The 18,489-nt window shown below is 69.2% G+C and carries 15 protein-coding genes; 6 read left to right on the top strand and 9 right to left on the bottom strand.

Features of this window, described 5'->3' with window-relative positions; translation table 11 throughout:
• Nucleotides 1-34: 34 nt before the first annotated feature.
• From MFF22_RS02675 to MFF22_RS02650, 6 genes are all read right to left on the bottom strand, one after another.
• Entirely contained in the window at nt 35-1,330 is a 1,296-nt protein-coding gene (locus MFF22_RS02675) for a sensor histidine kinase (protein ID WP_122160882.1), read from the bottom strand.
• Nucleotides 1,327-1,986 carry a response regulator transcription factor gene (locus tag MFF22_RS02670; protein WP_122160881.1) on the bottom strand — a complete coding sequence of 220 codons (660 nt, stop codon included), beginning with the start codon at nt 1,984-1,986 and terminating at the stop codon, nt 1,327-1,329. Before MFF22_RS02670 ends, MFF22_RS02675 begins: the two co-directional genes overlap by 4 nt.
• Nucleotides 1,987-2,314: 328 nt before the next feature.
• Nucleotides 2,315-2,722 (bottom strand): Ros/MucR family transcriptional regulator, encoded by a 408-nt coding sequence (locus MFF22_RS02665; protein ID WP_122162808.1) that lies wholly within the window; start codon nt 2,720-2,722, stop codon nt 2,315-2,317.
• A gap of 334 nt (nt 2,723-3,056) precedes the next feature.
• On the bottom strand, nt 3,057-3,920 hold the full coding sequence (locus tag MFF22_RS02660) for a MipA/OmpV family protein (protein WP_163006058.1): 864 nt from the start codon (nt 3,918-3,920) through the stop codon (nt 3,057-3,059).
• A complete protein-coding gene (locus tag MFF22_RS02655) occupies nt 3,920-4,324 on the bottom strand; it encodes a hypothetical protein (protein WP_209650961.1) in 405 nt (134 codons plus the stop codon). The genes MFF22_RS02660 and MFF22_RS02655 overlap by 1 nt, the downstream gene beginning before the upstream one ends.
• A gap of 50 nt (nt 4,325-4,374) precedes the next feature.
• Nucleotides 4,375-4,572 carry a hypothetical protein gene (locus tag MFF22_RS02650; protein WP_238247515.1) on the bottom strand — a complete coding sequence of 66 codons (198 nt, stop codon included), beginning with the start codon at nt 4,570-4,572 and terminating at the stop codon, nt 4,375-4,377.
• Nucleotides 4,573-4,888: 316 nt separating this feature from the next.
• On the opposite strand from MFF22_RS02650, the gene MFF22_RS02645 reads away from it, so the two are divergent.
• Together MFF22_RS02645 and MFF22_RS02640 are read left to right on the top strand one after the other, a co-directional pair.
• Nucleotides 4,889-5,569, top strand: a complete 681-nt coding sequence (locus MFF22_RS02645; RefSeq protein WP_122162807.1) for a winged helix-turn-helix domain-containing protein — start codon at nt 4,889-4,891, stop codon at nt 5,567-5,569.
• Nucleotides 5,553-6,926, top strand: a complete 1,374-nt coding sequence (locus tag MFF22_RS02640) for a sensor histidine kinase (protein WP_209735460.1) — start codon at nt 5,553-5,555, stop codon at nt 6,924-6,926. The genes MFF22_RS02645 and MFF22_RS02640 overlap by 17 nt, the downstream gene beginning before the upstream one ends.
• A 439-nt stretch (nt 6,927-7,365) precedes the next feature.
• On the opposite strand, the gene MFF22_RS02635 is transcribed toward MFF22_RS02640, so the two are convergent.
• The 3 genes from MFF22_RS02635 to MFF22_RS02625 all read right to left on the bottom strand — a co-directional run bounded on the left by MFF22_RS02635 (nt 7,366) and on the right by MFF22_RS02625 (nt 12,209).
• Nucleotides 7,366-7,590: a hypothetical protein gene (locus MFF22_RS02635; RefSeq protein WP_238247514.1), complete on the bottom strand. Its 225-nt coding sequence runs from the start codon at nt 7,588-7,590 to the stop codon at nt 7,366-7,368.
• Nucleotides 7,591-7,693: 103 nt separating this feature from the next.
• A complete protein-coding gene (locus MFF22_RS02630) occupies nt 7,694-10,831 on the bottom strand; it encodes an efflux RND transporter permease subunit (protein WP_122160876.1) in 3,138 nt (1,045 codons plus the stop codon).
• 4 nt (nt 10,832-10,835) lie between these two features.
• Nucleotides 10,836-12,209 (bottom strand): efflux RND transporter periplasmic adaptor subunit, encoded by a 1,374-nt coding sequence (locus MFF22_RS02625; RefSeq protein ID WP_370877481.1) that lies wholly within the window; start codon nt 12,207-12,209, stop codon nt 10,836-10,838.
• A 166-nt stretch (nt 12,210-12,375) separates the two neighbouring features.
• Between MFF22_RS02625 and MFF22_RS02620 the strand changes: the two genes are divergently transcribed.
• From MFF22_RS02620 to MFF22_RS02605, 4 genes are all read left to right on the top strand, one after another.
• Nucleotides 12,376-13,053, top strand: coding sequence for a response regulator transcription factor (locus MFF22_RS02620; RefSeq protein ID WP_122160874.1), 678 nt, complete (start codon nt 12,376-12,378; stop codon nt 13,051-13,053).
• Nucleotides 13,046-14,497, top strand: coding sequence for a HAMP domain-containing sensor histidine kinase (locus MFF22_RS02615; RefSeq protein ID WP_122162806.1), 1,452 nt, complete (start codon nt 13,046-13,048; stop codon nt 14,495-14,497). The genes MFF22_RS02620 and MFF22_RS02615 overlap by 8 nt, the downstream gene beginning before the upstream one ends.
• A gap of 1,032 nt (nt 14,498-15,529) precedes the next feature.
• Complete coding sequence (locus MFF22_RS02610; RefSeq protein ID WP_209649739.1) at nt 15,530-17,767, top strand: PAS domain S-box protein; 2,238 nt, start codon at nt 15,530-15,532, stop codon at nt 17,765-17,767.
• A gap of 97 nt (nt 17,768-17,864) precedes the next feature.
• Nucleotides 17,865-18,239: a response regulator gene (locus MFF22_RS02605; protein ID WP_122160872.1), complete on the top strand. Its 375-nt coding sequence runs from the start codon at nt 17,865-17,867 to the stop codon at nt 18,237-18,239.
• Nucleotides 18,240-18,489 lie beyond the last annotated feature (250 nt).

Below are 18,489 nucleotides of genomic sequence, written 5' to 3'. Positions count from 1 at the left end.
ATGAGCTTCGTCCGAAGGAGCCGCGGGCTCCGCCTCAAGTCGGCAGTCTGACCGTTGCGACGGTCCCGCAGCCGTCCCGCCGGTTCTCGACCGTCAGGCCGAGATCGTTGCGCTCCGCGATGCGGCGGGCGATGGCGAGCCCGAGCCCCGTGCCTTCGACGTCCGGTGGCGCGGCCCGGAAAAAGCGGTCGAACAGGCGGTCCTCGCTTCCCGGCGGCAGCCCACAGCCGGTGTCCCGAACCGTGACGACGCACGCACCGTCCCGGTTCAGCAGACGGACGTCGACCTGCCCTCCCGACGGCGTGTAGCGCAGGGCGTTGTCGACCAGGTTGGCGAACAGGACGCGGACCTCATCCTCCGACGCGTGAAGCGTGGCGGGTGTCTCGATATGCACGCCCAGGTCGATGTCCTTGCGCCGGGCGAGCACGACGTGGTCGGCGACGCAGTCGAGCAGGAGTTGGCCGAGGGCGACGCATGCAGGACGGGCCTCGCCACCGTCGTCGAGCCGGGCGAGACGGAGCAGTTGATCCACCAGCCGGTTCGCCCTCCGGAGGCCGTCCGCCAGCGCCATACGCCGCGCGTCGCCCCCGCCACTGGCAGGGCCGCCGAGGGAGTCGAGTTGGATCTGCATCGCGGCAAGCGGCGTACGCAGTTCGTGCGCCGCGTCGGCGACGAACCGCTTCTGGGCGGCCAGAGCGGTCTGCAGGCGCAGGATGAGCCCGTTCATGGCCTCGACGAGGGGCGCCACCTCCGTCGGCACGCCGCGCGTCGGCAAGGGGCCTTGGGCGGCGGCGCCGCGCCCGGCGAGGTCATGCACCAAGCCGTCGAGCCGCCCGAGCGCCCGGTTCATCGCCCAGCCGACGACGATCCACGACAGCGGGACGAGGAGCAGCAGGGGGGCCACGGCGCCGAGCGCCGCGTTGCGTGCGAACTCGGCCCTCACGACGTCGCGCTGGGCGACCCGGACCGTCGTGGTGCCGTTGGCGGTCGTGTAGGTGCGCCAGAGCTCGCCGCCCATGACGACGTTCGCGTATCCCGTGCGGCCGGGATGGCGGACGTCGACGCCGCGGTCGTCGCGCAGGACCTGCCCGTCCTTCCAGATGGTGACGGCGAGTTGGTCCTCCGGGTCCTGGTCGGCGGCGGGCGGCGCGTCCGCATCCGGGAGGCCGGGACCGGCGTTGAGGGCGACCTGCCGCAACTGCCCATCGAGGAAATCGGCCGCCTCGATCCGCGCGAGGCTATAGGCCGCGACCATCGCGGCCAAGCCGATACCGGCGAGCAGGGCGGTCATCCAGCCGAGCGTCGTGCGGCGCAGGGAGGCGGCCCTCATGGCTTGGGCACCATCCAGCCTGCGCCGCGGACGTTGAGGATGACGCCCTTGCCGACCTTGCGGCGGACCGTGAGGATGAGGGCGTCCACCGCGTTGCTCTCGACCTCCTCGCCCCACCCGTAGATGCGTTCCTCGATCTGCGCCCGAGAGAGAATGCGCCCCGGTCGCTCCATGAGCGCGTGAATGAGGGCGTATTCGCGCGCCGACAGGACCGCGACGGTTCCGGCGTGGGATAGCACATGGCTCTCCGTGTCGAGTTCTGTCTCGGCGGCCACGAGCCGCCCGGTCGCCCGACCGGCGCGGCGCCGCAGGATCGCCCGCATCCGGGCGAGCAGCTCGCGCATCTCGAACGGCTTGACCAGGTAGTCGTCGGCCCCGAGGTCGAGGCCGACGACGCGGCTGTCGAGTCCGTCCCGCGCTGTGATGATGAGCACCGACGTGTCGTTGCCCGCCGTCCGCGCGGACCTGAGAACCTGCAGGCCGTCGGCGCCCGGCAGTCCGAGGTCCAGGAGGGCCAGGGCATGGCCGCCGACCCGCAGCGCCGTTTCGGCCGTGGGTCCGTCGCGCACCCAGTCGACGGAATAGCCTTCCGCGGCAAGGCCGTGCGACAGCCCTTCGCCGATCATGCGGTCGTCCTCAATCAGCAGCACGCGCATCGGTCGCTTCGTTCGTGTCGGAACCTTCGCGGCGGCGTGCATGCCGTCACCGCTCGGTTAGCCGCGACGGGTGCGGATCCCCGCCATGGACCGGTCCAGCCTGCAGCTCGACATCATCGACGGCAAGACCGCTCAACGGGCGACCGAAGGACCATCGCGGGCTGGGCCCGAGGTAGCGGTGCGCGGGCGCACAGGGGGCCGGCACCGCCGATACGCCTTTCGCCCCGCGCCGTCCCCGATCAGGGGGGCGGCGCTGGGCGACCCGGAATCGCATTACTGGAGATGCCCGCGCCGTGAATGCGGCGCAGACGATCTTTTTCGGATGGTTTCACCTCTGGCCCAACCTGATCGCCTTTGCCAGCGTCGACCGACGTTTCGAATACTGCGGCGCCACCATGGGATAGTCATCAGGCAAGCCGTAGCGTTCCCGGTACGAGCGGGGGGTCAATCCATGGCTCGCCAAATGCCGCTTGAGGATCGCGTAGGACTTGCCGTTGATGAAGCTGATGAGCGCATCCGGCGTGATCGAACTTCTCACCTCCGCCGGCGAGCGTTTCGGCGGCCGTTCGAACGCCGTTCCGACGGGCCTCGACAAGCCCGTCAAGGCCGAATGGACGGATGCGATAAGGCGAGGCAACTCACGGGGTGGGGCGGCATTGTTTCGCACATAGGCGCAAACTATGCTGGTTGTGAAATACGTGCGCGCTTCGGTGTCTGTGAGATGAAATCTTGGCATCTTGCGCATTCCCGACAGTGGAAGATCTGTTAATCTGTATTTCTGCTTGCGATGAGCCTGGCAGGAACTATGATTGGGGGTTAGTTTTATTTTGCACCATTTTGCTGCATAAACCTGCAGCTAGCTCGTCCCTCGATGCTGCCTCCATCTTCGGCTGAGATACGGTCGAGCAGGCTATGGGATGATTGACTTGGACCTGTGGTGGCGGTCGAGACGTCATTGCCAAGAAAGCCGTGCGACCGAGGCTCGCGAACGTGACGGCGCCGTCCCGGGCGAGACGGTCCAGCGCCGCTGACTGGGGCGAGAACAGTCTGCGAGCCGGCCGCCACTGACATCACGGCAGGAATGGCAGGTCGCTGCGAAAGGAGTAGGTGATCCCGAGCCCGGCCGTGAATTGGTCGACGGCTCCGAGACGCTGCGTGATCGTGCTGGCAGCCGCGTCCCCGACGAGGCGGTCGTAGCGCCCATATAGCGTCGTTCGCCATGCGTCCGACCAGTCATAGGCGACGGCCGAACTCAAGCCGACGGTCTGCAGCCCTCCGGAGGCCGCGTAAGGTGCGAAGAACCCCGTGCGCGCCGACGCGGCCGGGCTGACCCCGAACTGCAATTGTGCCAGGGCGGCGTCCAGCAGGCCCAGCCGAGGACCGATGGAGAGTGTGAACCGCCCGGTTCGTTCGAACAGGTCCGCGGAGAGATCGAGGGCGAAGCCGTCCCGTCCCCGCAGGCCGTGGCGCAACTCGGCGCGCGTCCGCAACCGGTCCGGCAGCAGCCAATAGTCGACGAAGATGCCGGCCTCGATGGCCCAGGGGTCGTGATCGAGGCCGGCGAAGCGGCGGTCGACACCCGCATCGCGACCCTGGCGCGGGCTCGCGACAGGCCCGAGCTTGAGACGCGACGTATCAAGGACCGTGAAGCTCAAGCCGTCGTCAGGCGAATCGAGGGCGAAGGGCTCGTCGGGACGACGGATGCCGAGCGTCGGGTATGCGAATGGCCCGTCGCGTTCCGCGCCGAGATACCTCGGCCCGTATAGGGAGAACACGCCGAGGGAGACGATGCGCGATTGTGCGCCGGCCGGCGGGAGCGCGTAGCTGCTTCCCGCGTCCGCGGCCGAGACGGGTCGGCTCAGGAACGCGCCGACGAGGCAGAACGCGGCCAGACGCCGCTGGCCGCACCGCGGCGGGAGGGCAGGCCGATCCATTACCAGCAGACCGCCTCGGTGATCCAGTTCTTGGACTTGCACGGGGTTCCGGGTTGTCCGCCCCAAAGACCCAACTGCGTGCCCCTGCATACCTGGCCGGATTCGATGTCCAACTCCTGGCCCGACAGGAAGCCCTGCTCATTGCAGAGCCGGAGTGCGGCGGCCGCGCAGTCGGCACTTCGCCCGGGCGCGGGGATCGGGCAGGACCGCCGCCCGCGGATGACGGTAGGCGTCAGGTCCAAGTCGGGCATGTCTGCGACCGCCTGTGCGGTGTCCGACAAACGGCGGGCGACCGATCCGGTGAAGGCTTCCCATTCGGCGGCCAAGCCATCCAACAGGCTAGCTGGCGATGAGCCGCCGGCTCCGGCGGTTCCCGCCAGAGCAGCTTGGATGCCGAAGGCCAACACGGCCGTTCCGACAAGTCGGCCCCGCCGACGGTAGCCGGGCGGGGACCTCATCGCCCCTGCGCCGGGCGGACCGAATGCGTCCTGGACGCGAACTCGGACGCCTGCGTCGCGCCGCGGGAGAAGGTCCGCGAGGTCCAGTCGGCCTTGCCGGGAAGGCCGGGCGTCCGGTCGCCGTGGCCGATGCGGATGTGACCGCCGTCTGCGCGGAGTGCTGCCGTGATGGCCCCTAGGCACAGGCTCAGCATGAACGCTGCGGTGGATTGGCCGCGGGCCGGCACGGGAAGCGTGCAGGCTCGGTCGGCGTGTCTGGTCCCGGAAGGCGCAACCATCGGCGGGCAAGGTCCTTTCCCGCTCATGCGGCGCGCCCGATCAAAGCGCAGCGGACCTTGGGAGGCTGTGACCGCAAGTATACGGATTTGTATAGTCGGTGACCTGGCGCAGCGGGCACAGGTGCGTCGACCCTCAGGGGGACCGGCTCTAGGTTGCGGTCGAAAAGCCGGCGATTCGCCCCTACGTGCCGAGCCCGGTCCAACATCCCGTATGCCGCTGGGAGCCGAGACGATGAAGGTCCTGGTGATCGAGGACGACGGCGAGATGGCTCGCTTCATCAGCCGCGGCCTGAGGGAGCAGGGGCACGTCGTCGATCAGGCTAATAGCGGTCGGGACGGCCTCTTCCATGCCGCGGGCGGAACCTACGACGTGCTGATCGTCGACCGGATGTTGCCGGGGCTCGACGGGCTGGGCCTCGTCAAGACCCTGCGGGCCGCCGAGGTGCAGACGCCGGTCCTGTTCCTCACGACGATGGCGGGGATCGGGGACCGGGTCGCAGGCCTCGAAGCGGGAGGCGACGATTACCTCGTCAAGCCCTTCGCCTTCGTCGAGTTGCTCGCCCGCGTCCACGCGCTCGGTCGGCGGCGCCCGGTGGTGCAGGCCGACACGGTCCTTCGGGCGGCCAACCTGGAGATGGACCTGATCTCCCGAAAGGTCCGACGTGGGGGTCGGGAGATCGACCTGCAACCCCGGGAGTTTCGGCTCCTGGAGTACCTGCTTCGCAACGCTGGCCGGGTGGTGACCAGGACCATGTTGCTGGAGCAAGTCTGGGAGTTCCACTTCGATCCCAGGACCAACATCGTGGAGACCCACATCAGCCGCCTTCGCTCGAAGGTCGACAAGGGCTTCGAGCCCGAGCTGATCGAGACCGTGCGCGGGACCGGGTATTTGCTACGTGCCACGTTTGCCTAGAGCCGCGCGCAGCGCCGGCTTCCGCTTCGCCCTCCTCCATACGCTCGTCTTCGTCGCCCTGGTGGCCGTCATCGGCCTCACGGCCGAAGCCCTCGTCACCCACGCGCTGAAGCGGCAGGCGCGCGCGCGCATCGAGAGCGAGGCGGCTGAACTCTTCACGCAGTATCGTGAGCGCGGGCCGGAGCACCTCCGCAAGCTCGTCTCCGCGCGGTTCGCCATGCGCGAGAACCGCCTGCACTACGCTATCTTGGGGCGCGACGGACAAGTCGCCACGGGCGACCCAGTCCTGGCTCAGGCATCCCGAGACGAGGCCGGGCCCGGCGGCAGCGTGGTTCATGAGATCGGGCGCAAGCCCTACGACACCATGCTCGCGGCGGTCCGACCGCTCTCGGACGGCAGCCTGCTCGTCGCGGCCATCGACCTCGACAGCGTCGAGGACGTCGAGGACGTCGTCTCCGGTGCCTTCTACGTCGTGCTGGCGATGTCGCTCGCGCTCGGCCTCGGGACCGGCCTGCTGCTCTCCCGGACGCTCCTGAACCGCCTGGATGCGGTCACGCGCACGGCCGAGGCCATCAACGCCGGCGACCTGTCGCGCCGGATCGCCCGAACCGGATCGGGCGACGATTTCGACCGCCTGTCGGCGACGCTCAACCTCATGCTCGACCGGATCTGCGCGCTGATGGAGAGCGTGCGCCAAGTTTCGAACGACGTCGCGCACGACTTGCGGACACCACTGGCACGCCTACGCCAGACCCTTGAGGATGCCCGTCGGCATAGCGGGACGATGGCGGATTACGACGCGGCCGTGGCCAAGGCGATGGTCGAGGCGGACGGTCTGCTCGCAACCTTCTCGGCCCTTCTCCGGATCGCCCAGATCGAGGCCGGCGCCCGACGCTCGGCCTTCCAGGCGGTCGACCTGACCGACACCATCCAAACCGTCTGCGAGGCCTACGCACCGACCATCGAGGACGGCGGTCGCCCCTTCGCGGTCGCCCTGGCCCCTGGCATCACGGTCGAGGGCGACCGTGAATTGCTGACGCAGCTCTTCGCCAACCTGCTGGAGAACGCGATTGGGCACACGCCGGCGGGAACGGGCATTCGGGTCGAACTGGAACGGAGCGACGACGGTCGATTCGGCCACGCAAGCGTGTCCGACGCCGGTCCGGGCATTCCCACCCCGGAGCGCGAGAAGGTGTTCCGCCGCTTCTACCGGCTGGAACAAAGCCGGACCACGCCCGGAAACGGGCTTGGTCTCAGCATGGCGGCGGCCATCGCAGACCTTCACCAGACGCGCATGTCCCTGTCGGACAATCGGCCTGGGCTGCGCGTCGGACTGGATTTTCGGCTCGGGGGATGACCCCTGACCATCGTTCGGGACTGGCACTCGTCCCGAATCACCGTGGCCGGCTCCAAGCCTCCGGATCGCATGGGATCACGACGGTCGGCTCGAACCATGCGAACGGTGGCCCCGCCCTCTTCCGGGTCGTAGGGACGTCCGGATCGAAACTCATCCCGCCTCGGCGGTTCGGCCACTTTGGGTTACGGCCGGGCCTGAGCCTTGGATCGGGACGACGAAGAACGGCGGCTGGCCGTCTCGCCGCAGGCTGACGCTTCGGCAAAGGGATCCCGTCGTCTTCGTGTCGGCCGATGCGCAGCCTTAGTCCCAACCCGTGAGCTCATGGACGACCGTTCCGGCTCGGGCGCCGGGTTCGATCTCGCTGTCGCGAAGCAACTGATAGGCCCGCGGCCGGGCCGGCCCGCCTCGGAGCAACCTCCGAACGCCTCGAACGCGTTCATCATGGGCGCACCACCATCGGGAACTTGCTGGCCAGGCTGAGGCAGAGCGCGTCCCGATTGCGAACGGCCTCCATCCGGTCGTACTCCGACGCGCCGGCGTACATCTGGCGAGCGCCCTCCCGGGAACCGACCGCCTCGAAGCAACGCCTCGCGCGCTCGACGATGGCGGGGTTGTAGGCGGAGTAGCCGCAGATCGCCGACGCGCGCCGGAGCAGCCCATGCATCCGCAGGAAGTCCGAGCACGCGAAGGGAGCAGCGGCCGCTGCGGGTGCAGGGACGCCACAGGCGACGACCAAGGCCAGGGCGAGTGGGTACGATGCCGCCCTCCTAGGCATCGGACCCGACCCGGCGCTTGGCGTTTGGCGGATGGACGTCACGCTGCGAACCGCGGCCTCCGATGGGCAGCCGCAGCCTGGAGACGTAGGGGTAGACGGCCGGAAGCACGACGAGCGTGAGGAGCGTCGCCGTAATCAGGCCGCCGATCACCACGGTGGCGAGCGGACGCTGCACCTCGGCGCCGGCGCTGGTCGAGAGCGCCATCGGCAGGAAGCCCAACGTCGCGACGAGGGCGGTCGTCAACACCGGGCGCAGCCGCATCTCCGCGGCCTCGGTCGCCGCCTGGACCGCGTCGAGGCCCTTGCGCTCCAGGTCCCTGATGTAGCTCGTCAGCACGACGCCGTTCAGCACGGCGATGCCGAAGGTGGCGATGAAGCCGATGGCGGCCGAAACCGAGAACGGCAGTCCGCGCAGGTATAGCGCCAGAATCCCGCCGGTGGCCGCCACCGGCACGTTGAGGAAGATCAGCCCGGCGAGGCGGATGTCGCCGAACATCACCACGAGCAGCACCAGGATCGCGGCCATGGCGGCCGGCACCACCACGGAAAGCCGGCCCGTCGCCTCCTGCAGGTTCTGGAACTGTCCGCTCCACTGGAGGGCGTAGCGCGGCGGCAGGCTGACCTGCGCCTTCACCGTCGCCTGCGCCTCCGACACGAAGCTCTGCACGTCGCGCCCGCGCACGTTGGCCTGGACCGAGATCCGCCGCTGCAGGCGCTCGCGGCTGATCTGGGCCGGACCGGTGGCGACGTCGACCGACGCGACGAGGGAGAGCGGGACGAGGGCCTTGCCGTTGCGTCCGACCGGCAGCGCGCGGATGCGTTCGACGTCGCTGCGGTCGGCGGCAGCGAGCCGCACCACGATCTCGGTGATGGCGTTGTCGTCGCGGTAGACCATGCCTGCAGGGCGGCCGCCGATGGCCTCGACGGTGTCGAGGACGTCGCTGACGTTGATGCCGTAGCGGGCGGCCGCCGCACGGTCGACCTGGATCGACAGGGCCGGCATCCCGGCCTGCGCCTCGGCCTTCACGTCCGCCGCGCCCGGCACGTCCGAGACGGCGCGCACGATGGCGTCGGCCTTCTCCTTCAGCACGGCGAGGTCGTCGCCGTACAGGCTGATCGCCACGTCGCCGCGCACGCCCTCCAGCAGATCGTCCATGCGCATCTGGATCGGCTGCGAGAAGGAGTAGGCCACCCCCGGCACCTCCTCGCGCAGGCGCTTGTCGAAGGCGGCCACGAGTCCGTCCTGCGTCTCCGCCGTCGTCCAGGTCGAGCGATCCGCGAGCGTGATGAAGCTGTCGGTCGATTCCACTCCCATCGGGTCGGTGGGGATCTCGGCGCTGCCGGTTAGCGAGACGACCCGCTTGACCTCGGGAAAGGATTCCAGGACCGTCTCGATCCGGTGGACGGCCTTGAGCGAGGCGTCGAGGTTGATCCCGGGCAGCTTCTCCGAGGTGACGACCACCGACCCCTCCGAGAGCTTGGGCAGGAACTCGCCGCCGAGCCGGGTGGCGATGAGGCAACTGCCCGCGAACAGGGCGATGGTGAGGAGCGCCGTGGCACCCGCCCGGCGCTCGGCGAGCCGCAGCACCGGCGTGTAGAGCGCCCGAACCCCGTGGACGAGGCGCGTCTCGCGCTCGCCGACGCCGCGGCCCGCAAGCGCGAGGGCCGCGAGCGCGGGCATCAGGGTCATGGTCAGGACCAGCGACCCGGCGAGCGCCAGGATGACGGTCAAAGCCATCGGCCGGAACATCTTGCCCGCCACCCCTTCGAGCGCCAGCACCGGCAGGTAGACGAGGATGATGATCGCCACCGCGAACAGGATGGGCCTGGCGACCTCGGCGGTGGCGTCGCGGATGACGTCGAGGGCCGGTCGCCCGGGGTGCTCGCCACGGGCGCGCAGCACGTTCTCGACCATCACCACGGCGCCGTCGACGATGAGGCCGAAATCGATGGCGCCGAGGCTCATGAGGTTGCCCGAGAGACCGATGAGCCGCATGCCGGCGAAGGCCATCAGCATGGAGAGCGGGATCGCGACCGCGACGACGAGGCCGGCGCGCAGGTTGCCGAGCAGGAGGAGGAGCACCATGACGACCAGCACCGCACCCTCCAGCAGGTTGTGCTCGACCGTGCGGATCGTGCGCTCCACCAGGGCCGAGCGGTCGTAGTAGGGTACGACCTCGATGCCGGGCGGCAATTGTGGGCGCAGGTCCCCGATGGCGGCCTTGACCCGCTCCACGACGGCGCTCGCGTTCTCGCCCTGCTGCATCATGGCGATGCCGACGACGGTCTCGCCAGCCGCGTCGTGGCTCACCGCGCCGAGGCGGACCTTCGGCGCCTCCACCACCTCGCCCAAGGTGCCGACGGTGACGGGCAGGCCACCCGCGTTCGTGGCCACCACGATGTTGGCGATGTCCGCGGGTCCCTTCGCCAGGCCGAGGCCGCGGATCACCTCCTGCTGGTCGTTGTGCTCGATGTAGGCGCCGCCACGAGCCATGTTGTTCTCGGCGAGCGCCGCGTAGACTTGGCCGAGTGTCACCCCGTAGCGATGCAGCGCCTCGGCGGAGACCCGGGCCTCGTAGGTCGGCAACTGGCCGCCGTAGATGTTCACGTCCGCGACGCCGGGCGTCAGCTTCAGCCGTGGTGCGATAGTCCATTGCAGGATGCGCTTCAGCTCCATCGGCGAATAGGCCGGCCCGCGCAGCTCGAACTGGTAGATCTCGCCCAGCCCGGTCGCCATCGGCCCCATCTGCGGCTCGCCGACGCCGGCCGGCATCATTGCCTTGGCCTGGGGCAGGCGCTGGAAGACCTGGACCCGCGCCTCCGTGACGGCCATGCCGTCCTCGAAGGTGACGTAGACCGCCGAGACGCCGAAGCGGGAGACCGAGCGGATGCCGGTGAGGCCCGGAGCGCCCGCCATCGCGCTCTCCACGGGGAAGCTGACGAGGCGCTCCACCTCCTGCGGGCCGAGGCCGGGCGAGAGCGTCAGGATCATCACCTGCTTGGGCGAGATGTCGGGCACCGCGTCGATGGATAACCCTTCGAGGTTGACTATGCCGCCAGCGGTCCCAGCGAGCGCGACCACGAGGACGAGCCAACGACGGCGGATCAGGAGGGCGAACCAAGCCTTCATCGGGTCAATCCGTCGAGCCGAGCAGCGCGCGCAGCAGGACGGCCTTGAGGCCGAAGCTGCCATCGGTGACCACCGTCTCGCCGGCCGCCACGCCTTCCGTGACCTCGACCCAGTCGGACCGCTGCACCCCGAGCTTCAGCACGCGCTTCTCGAAACGGTTCTCCGCCGCGCGCACGAAAGCGACGGGGCCGCCCTCGGTCTGCTGCACGGCGGTGGCCGGGACGGTCACGCCCTCCCGTCCGAGGTCGGCGGCGATCTCGACCCAGACGAACATGTTGGCGCGGAGGTATCCGCCCGGGTTGGCGATCTCGATGCGCGCCGGGGCGGTGTTGCTGGCGGGATCGAGCGCGGCGTTCACCGAGCGCACGCGGCCCTCGAAGGCGGGGTGGTCCGGCACCGGCGCCCGGACCTCGGCCACGTCCCCCGCTTCCACCCTGCCGATGTCGCGCCCGTAGAGGTTGGCAAGGACGAGGATGCGAGAGGGATCGGCCACCGTGAACGCGTCGCGGTTGCTATCGACAACCTCGCCAAGCGTGATGTTCGCGCTCGTCACGACGCCGTCGATTGGCGAGACGATGGCGCTGGTGCCGACATGTGCGCCGGGCTCGGGCGCGAGGCGCTCGTACTGCGCCGTGTAGAGTTCGACCTTGGCCTGGGCGGAGAGCGTGGACGCGTGCGCCTTGGCAAGGTCGACTTGGCGCCGGTCGACGTCGGCCTGGGCAACGCCCGAGACCTTGAGGAGGTCCTGGCCGCGCTTCAGGTTCGTCTCGGCGACCTTCTCCGTCGCTTGCGCCTCAACAAGGCTCGCCTTCGCTTCGGCGAGGCCGTTGCGGGCGTCGAGCACGCCGGCGGCGTCGAGGGTCGCGAGCGTCTGCCCGGCGCGCACGGGATCGCCCGGTTGGACCGCCAGACTAAGAACGCGCCCTTGCGTACGCGGCTTGAGGCGGGTGACGCGCCGCTCGTCGAAGGTGACCGTGCCGGGTGACCGGACCGGCAGGACGATCCTGCGGGTCTGCGCTTTCGCGAAGGCCAGATCCAGGCGCTTCTGCCCGGCCCCGTCGAGCACCACGAGGTTCGGATTCGCCTGTGGCGGCGCGTCGGCCCGTTCCGCCCGCTTGGCCTGACCGGAGAAAGGGACTTCGACGCCGAGCCAGGTGAGCGCAGGTCCGACATAGGCTTCCGCGGCCCCGCGTTGCCACCAGCCCGCGGAGGCGAGCGCGACCGCCGCGACCAGCAGAACCCAGCCTCGGGCCGGCGGCTTTCCCATCGGACCCTGTGTCGAAGGGTCCGGCTCGGACCGGGCCCTCGCGTCGAACGGGTCGGAGACGGGGTCACCTTCGCCGGCGAGGCGTGAAACTGTCTCGACGGTCAAGAGCACGCCCGCGTTCGTCCCGCTAGATTAGAGCCGTTCCAACACCTACGTTGAAGGGTGCCCGGCGCCACTAAATTCGCGTTCATTCTGACGTTTCGCCGGGACGGCGGCGGCGCGTTGCGGCATTGGATCGTGTGTTGGCTGCAAGGGCGTTCGAGGCAGGCTTAAGGACGTGGCGAGGCTGCTGCTGATCGAGGACGATGCCGAGACGGCGCGCGAGGTGCATGGCGACCTACGCGGGCGCGGCCACGTCGTCGGCTGGGCATCGACCGGCCCGGAAGGCGCGGCCTACGCCCGCGACGAGGCTTGGGACGCGATCATCCTCGACCGCATGCTGCCCGGGCTCGATGGGCTGAGCGTGCTGCAGGACCTGAGGCGCTCAGGGAACCGGACGCCGGCCCTTGTTCTCAGCACGCTCGGCGACGTCGACGAGCGCATCCGCGGCTTGCGGGCGGGTGGCGACGACTACCTTGCCAAGCCCTTCGTGCTCGCGGAGCTCGCGGCCCGCATCGAGGCGCTGCTGCGCCGTCCCGTCGACGCCCGCGAGACGATCCTGCGGGTCGGTAGTCTGGAGATCGACCTGATCGGCGGCACGGGCCGGCGTGGCGCCCGCGACCTCGACCTGTTGCCGCGCGAGCTCAAGCTCCTCGAATACCTGATGCGGCGTCCGCGACAGGTCGTGACCCGGACGCTGTTGTTCGAGGAAGTCTGGAACTATCGGTTCACGCCGAAGTCGAACCTCATCGACGTCCATCTCGGCCGTCTGCGCCGCAAGCTGGAGGCGGAGGGCGAGCCGCCCCTGATCCACAACGTGCGCGGCATCGGCTTCACCCTTGCGCCCGATGACTGACCTACTGCGCTCCACAACGTTCCGGTGGGCGCTGGGCATCGCGATCTGGTCCGTCCTGCTCGTGCTGACGACGTTCTCCTTCGTGTACTGGCAGACGGCCGCCTATCTTCGGGAGGAGCTGGCCGAGACGCTCCGGCTGGAGGTCCGGGCGGCAGCGGCGGATCCGGCCGCGACCGCGATGCGCGTGGAGACCTGGATTGCCATGGACCTGCACGCCACGCATTTCGGCGGACTTTTCGGATCCGAGGGCGAACGTCGCTCCGGCAATCTCGGCGCCGTACCCGACGGCTTGGCGCGCGACGGTGACGCCTACCGGGTCAGCGCCAACGTCGACATCGCGGGCCGCGCAATGCGGGACGAGATCTGGGCGGCCGCGCTCGCGCTCCCTGACGGAAGGACGGTGGTCATCGCACACGACACCGACGAGATCGACCGGGTGCAAGCCACCACCCTGCGCGCGCTCGGCCTCGGCCTGATGCCGACGCTCGCGCTCTCGGGTCTTGGAGGACTGCTGCTCGCGGGCCGGGCGCGAAGGCGCCTGGCGGCGACGGAGGCCGCGGTGGCCCAGGTGATGCGCGGAGACCTGCGCAAGCGTCTGCCGGTCGGCGGCGGGAACGACGAGTTCGACAGGCTGGCTGGCAACGTCAACCGGATGCTCGATGAGATCGAGCGCCTGCTGGGCGAGGTCAGCAGCGTGAGCGACGCGGTCGCGCACGACTTACGAACGCCGCTGACCAGGCTGCGGGCGAGGCTGGAGCGGACCCGTGAGCAAGCCAGCAGCGTCGCGGAGTTCCGCGAGGCGGTGGATCAGGGCCTTGCCTGGATCGACCAGACGCTCGCGATGGTGACGGCCGTGCTACGTATCGGCGAGATCGAGCACGGTCGGCGCTTCGCGGGCTTCGCGCCGGTCGACCTCGCCGAGGTCGTTCGCGAGGCGGCAGAATTCTTCGAGCCGGTCGCCGAGGAAAAAACCGTTTCCCTCGATGTCGCGGTCGAGGCGGGAATCCCGCCAGTCGAGGGCGACCGCGACCTTCTCTTCGAGACCGTGTCGAACCTCGTCGACAACGCCGTGAAGTTCACACCGCCCGGCGGCCGCGTCCGGATCGGCCTGGCGCGTGAGGAGGGGGGCGTCGTCATCCTCGTCGAGGACACCGGGCCCGGCATCCCTCCGGCCGAGCGCGATCAGGTGTTCCAACGCTTCTATCGGGCGGAGCGCGCTCGCCGGACGCCGGGCAACGGACTGGGGCTCGGCCTCGTCGCCGCGATTGCAAAGCTGCACGGGTTCACGGTGGATCTGCGGGCTTCGCCCGGTGGCGGTGCCCGCTTCGCAGTCCAATGCCATCAGGGAGAGGCAAATGGGCGGGAATGGGCGCGCGGCTTCGTTGGCCGCCCCCTGCCCGCACCCGATGGTGTGCCGGGTCCGCGAGCCGGCATCCGACCGTAAACTCGATGTCATGCCGGAACGTGGGGTTAGTGGTTTAGCCTTTTTCGGGCTTTGCAGGCCTATGTTTTTCGCGGTCCTGCGCAGCATTCGTGTCAAATAAATCGAAGCGACACCGATGACCCGCCCAACCCGCGCGCTTGCGGTCGCGTTTGTACTCGCCACGACCGCGCTTACACCGGTGCTCGCCCGATTCCGGCCGCCGGCCGCCGAACACGTCGGCCGACACGGCGGTCGCTCCAGAGCCTACGACGATGCGGATCCTCTCGTGCGGGGAGGTCGGAGCTACGGAGGTAGTGATGCCGAGCGCCCGCCCCGGTCCCAAAATGAGATACATCCGATGATCGAGTTGATCTGGAAAGCCGGGCTTGCCAGTCGAGGCCGCCCAAGTCTTCCGTCTCCCGGTCGCTCGGAACCTTCCGGATCCTGGCATCCGGCGCGGCAAAGTGGCCGGAACCGCCGGCGCCATCGGCCTGGCCACGACGTGGCACGCGCCACCGTGCGGCGCCAACTCCTCGCCGATGTCGGCGGCGGCCCCACGCGGCGTGGTGGACAACAGCGCCGGCAGGCCACGCGGATCGCGGCAGGACCGACAAGTGATAGCCGACCCAGTGATGTGGTTTTGGACACCGAAGTTCCGCATCAGTGAAACCTAGAGTAGATCTGGGGCCGCTCTCGAAAGAGGGGGGCCCTGCCTTTTCAAGGTTGCCGGCGACCGAATCAGTGGAGGTTCGCAGCCCGAATTAGTAGCGCGACCCATGTCGGCCCGCGGTCCCAAAGCTGCGCGAGAGCCACGTTGGTCAGCGAGGACGACAGCGCAGATATGTACATGGGCGTCTTGAGGGCGTTCCTCATCCCACATGCTTCGCGAACGTCATGCGGGCTCGCCCTCGCGAACCGAGTTAGGCTGGCCTAACGGATCGAGTCGGATCAAGGCCGGTCGGGCGCCCAGGCAATTGCGGGGATTGCCCTGGCATTCTCCGCCGGGCGCCTCATCTCACGGAACCACTTAGTCCCCTCAAGCCTGTCTGTACGATGGACCGCGCCTGTACCAGCGAGGCTGAAGCCGAACGCCTTCGCGCCCTCGACCGCTACCGTCTGCTCGACACCCCGCGCGAGCGGGACTTCGACGAGATCGCGGAGGCCGCTGCCGAGTTGTGCGAGGCGCCCATCGCGGTGATCAACCTGATCGGCGAAGGGCGCCAGTTCTTCAAGGCCGAGGTGGGACTCGGTGTCCGCGAGACCCCGCTCGATACCTCCTTCTGCCGACAGGCCATCCTGCAGGAGGACTTCCTGTACGTGCCTGACGCGACACGGGACCCCCGTTTCAAGGGCAACCCGCTCGTCACCGGCGAGCCCGGCCTGCGTTTCTATGCCGGCGCCCTTCTGAAGACGGACGAGGGCCAGCCCATCGGCACGGTCTGCGTCCTCGACACCAAGCCGCACGCGATCACCGAGCGGCAGCGCAAGGGCCTGATGCGCCTCGCGCGCCAAACCATGGTGCAGATGGAGCTGCGCCGGTCGCTCCGCGAGCAGGCCGAGCAGCGCCTGCTGCACGAGCGCATCCTCGACAGCGCCACCGACTACGCCATCATCGCCACCGACCCCCAGGGGCGCATCACCCGCTGGAACGCCGGCGCCGAGCGCATCCTGTGCTGGGCGGAAACCGAGATGCTGGGCCGCACGGTCGAGGCGTTCTTCACGCCGGAGGACCGCGCGGCCGGCTGGCCGGGTACGGAGGCGCGGCTCTCGCTGGAGAACGGCAGCGCGCCCGACGAGCGTTGGCACGTGCGCAAGGACGGCACCCGGTTCTGGGCATCGGGCGAGACGACGCCGCTGCGCTCCGAGGACGGCGATCTCCTCGGGTTCCTCAAGATCCTGCGCGACCGCACCGGCCAGCGCGAGGCCGGCGCCGCCCTGAAGGCGAGCGAGTTGCGCTACCGCTCCCTCGTCGAGGTCAGCCCGCAGGTGGTGTGGTTCGGCGACGCCGCGGGCAACGTCACCTACTGCAACGCCTACTGGTACGACTACACGGGGCTGCCTCCCGGTGAGACCGGCGAGGCGAGCTGGATGGGTGCCATCCATCCCGACTACCGCGAGGCCACCCGCGCGGCGTGGCTTGCGGCGTCCGAGAGCGGGCGGCCCTACGAGGTCGAATTTCCGCTGCGGCGGGCAGACGGCCAGTACCGCTGGTTCCTGTCGCGCGCGAAGCCAGTGCGGGACGAGGCCGGCACGCTGACGAGCTGGATCGGCACGACCCTCGACATCCACGAGCGCAAGGTCGCCGAGGAGCGGTTCGCGGCGCTCACCGAGCTTGCGCCGGCCATCATCTGGTTCGGCAACCCCGACGGCAGCCTCAGCTACCTGAACGACCGTTGGTACGCCTACACCGGCCAGACGCCCGAGCAGGCATTGCCCCTCGGCTGGGGCGAAGTCATCCACCCGGACGACCTGCCCGGCCTGCTCGGGGTATGGGAGCATGCCCGCACCCACGAGGTCGTCTACGACACCGAGGCGCGCCTGCGCCGCCACGACGGCGCATATCGCTGGTTCCTGATCCGGGCCGAGCCACTGCGGGACGCCAGCGGCGCGGTGGTCGGCTGGCTCGGCAGCAACAGTGACATCCACGACAGGCGCCAGGCGGAGGAGCGGCAGCGCCTGCTCACGGGCGAGCTGCAGCACCGGGTCAAGAATACGCTGGCGATGGTCCAGGCCATCGCCAGCCAGACCTTCCGCAACGCCGCCGACCTGGACGCGGCCCGCGAGGCGTTCACCGAGCGTCTGATCTCGCTCGGGCGCGCCCACGACATCCTGACGCGGTCGAGCTGGACCGAGGCGCCCATCGCCGAGGTCGTGGAGGGCGCCCTCGCCGTGCATCGGGGGGCCGCCGCGGCCCGCATCCGCACAAGCGGTCCGAACGTGCTCCTCTCCGCGAAGGCGGCCCTCGCGCTGGCGCTGGCGCTGCACGAACTCGCGACCAACGCCGCCAAGTACGGCGCCCTCTCCAGCGAGCGCGGCATGGTCGATCTGCGCTGGCACGTTGTGCACGAGGACGACGCGCCCCGCTTCTGCCTAACGTGGTCCGAGCAAGGCGGCCCGCCCATCCTCGCCCTGCCCACGCGCCGTGGCTTCGGCTCGCGCCTGATCGAGCGCAGTTTCGCGGCCGAGGTCGGCGGGGAGGTCAAGCTCACCTACGCGCCGACCGGACTGACCTGCCGCCTGGAGGCGCCGCTCGCCTCGTTGCAGGAGCCGCGCGACGAGGCCGTCGCCTGAGGTGCGGCGCGCAGGGTCGGCGAGGCATCCGCCAAGCTGAAACTAACGCTCGTTAAATCGGTTCTCCCTTTCCCGCTTCCTGGACCCCACCTCAGCAATGACGAGCGAACCCACCGCGACGCCATCCGCCGTCCTCGTCGTGGAGGACGAGAGCCTGGTCCGCCTAATCGCCGTCGACATGCTGGAGGATGCCGGGTTCCCCGTCTTGCAGGCCGCCACGGCCGACGCCGCCTGGGCGATCCTTGAGAGGGCTGAGGAAGTCGGCGTTTTGTTCACCGACATCGACATGCCGGGCTCGATGGACGGCTTGGCGCTCGCCAGCCGGGTTGCCGAGCGCTGGCCCCATATCCGGCTCGTCGTGACGTCCGGCCGGGCCGGGCTACGCGATGCCGACATGCCGGACGACGGGCGCTTCCTGCTCAAGCCCTACCGCCAGGCGCAGCTCCTGAAGGCCATCGACACGGCTGCCTAGTCGTCGCCTTCCTAATGGTCGAAACCTGGCGCTTGGCACCCAAACGCACGGGTCCGCTCAAGGTGCAAAGGAGGCTTCGGTAATAAGCCCGTAGGCTGACGATCAGTATCCGACCAGAGGTCGAAAGAACAGAGACGCGTCGGGCAATAGGCGAAAGGTCAGTAGCTTCTCATGAGGTGGTATTCGCGCCTGTTGCGGCCGATACTAAACCTGTGTGAATGCAATCGGAACCGCTGATATCTACCCGATT

It is taken from the genome of Methylobacterium persicinum (assembly GCF_022179525.1).
GTDB lineage: Bacteria > Pseudomonadota > Alphaproteobacteria > Rhizobiales > Beijerinckiaceae > Methylobacterium > Methylobacterium persicinum.
This window is presented reverse-complemented; position numbering and strand designations above follow the sequence as displayed.

Excerpts from the sequence above, each read along its gene's own strand:
- MFF22_RS02670 (WP_122160881.1), bottom strand. The coding sequence starts at position 1,986 with ATGCGCGTGCTGCTGATTGAGGACGACCGCATGATCGGCGAAGGGCTG.
- MFF22_RS02630 (WP_122160876.1), bottom strand. The coding sequence starts at position 10,831 with ATGAAGGCTTGGTTCGCCCTCCTGATCCGCCGTCGTTGGCTCGTCCTC.
- MFF22_RS02660 (WP_163006058.1), bottom strand. The coding sequence starts at position 3,920 with ATGGATCGGCCTGCCCTCCCGCCGCGGTGCGGCCAGCGGCGTCTGGCC.
- MFF22_RS02635 (WP_238247514.1), bottom strand. The coding sequence starts at position 7,590 with ATGCATGGGCTGCTCCGGCGCGCGTCGGCGATCTGCGGCTACTCCGCC.
- MFF22_RS02650 (WP_238247515.1), bottom strand. The coding sequence starts at position 4,572 with ATGCTGAGCCTGTGCCTAGGGGCCATCACGGCAGCACTCCGCGCAGAC.
- MFF22_RS02610 (WP_209649739.1), top strand. The coding sequence starts at position 15,530 with ATGGACCGCGCCTGTACCAGCGAGGCTGAAGCCGAACGCCTTCGCGCC.
- MFF22_RS02665 (WP_122162808.1), bottom strand. The coding sequence starts at position 2,722 with ATGCCAAGATTTCATCTCACAGACACCGAAGCGCGCACGTATTTCACA.
- MFF22_RS02675 (WP_122160882.1), bottom strand. The coding sequence starts at position 1,330 with ATGAGGGCCGCCTCCCTGCGCCGCACGACGCTCGGCTGGATGACCGCC.
- MFF22_RS02615 (WP_122162806.1), top strand. The coding sequence starts at position 13,046 with ATGACTGACCTACTGCGCTCCACAACGTTCCGGTGGGCGCTGGGCATC.
- MFF22_RS02605 (WP_122160872.1), top strand. The coding sequence starts at position 17,865 with ATGACGAGCGAACCCACCGCGACGCCATCCGCCGTCCTCGTCGTGGAG.
- MFF22_RS02645 (WP_122162807.1), top strand. The coding sequence starts at position 4,889 with ATGAAGGTCCTGGTGATCGAGGACGACGGCGAGATGGCTCGCTTCATC.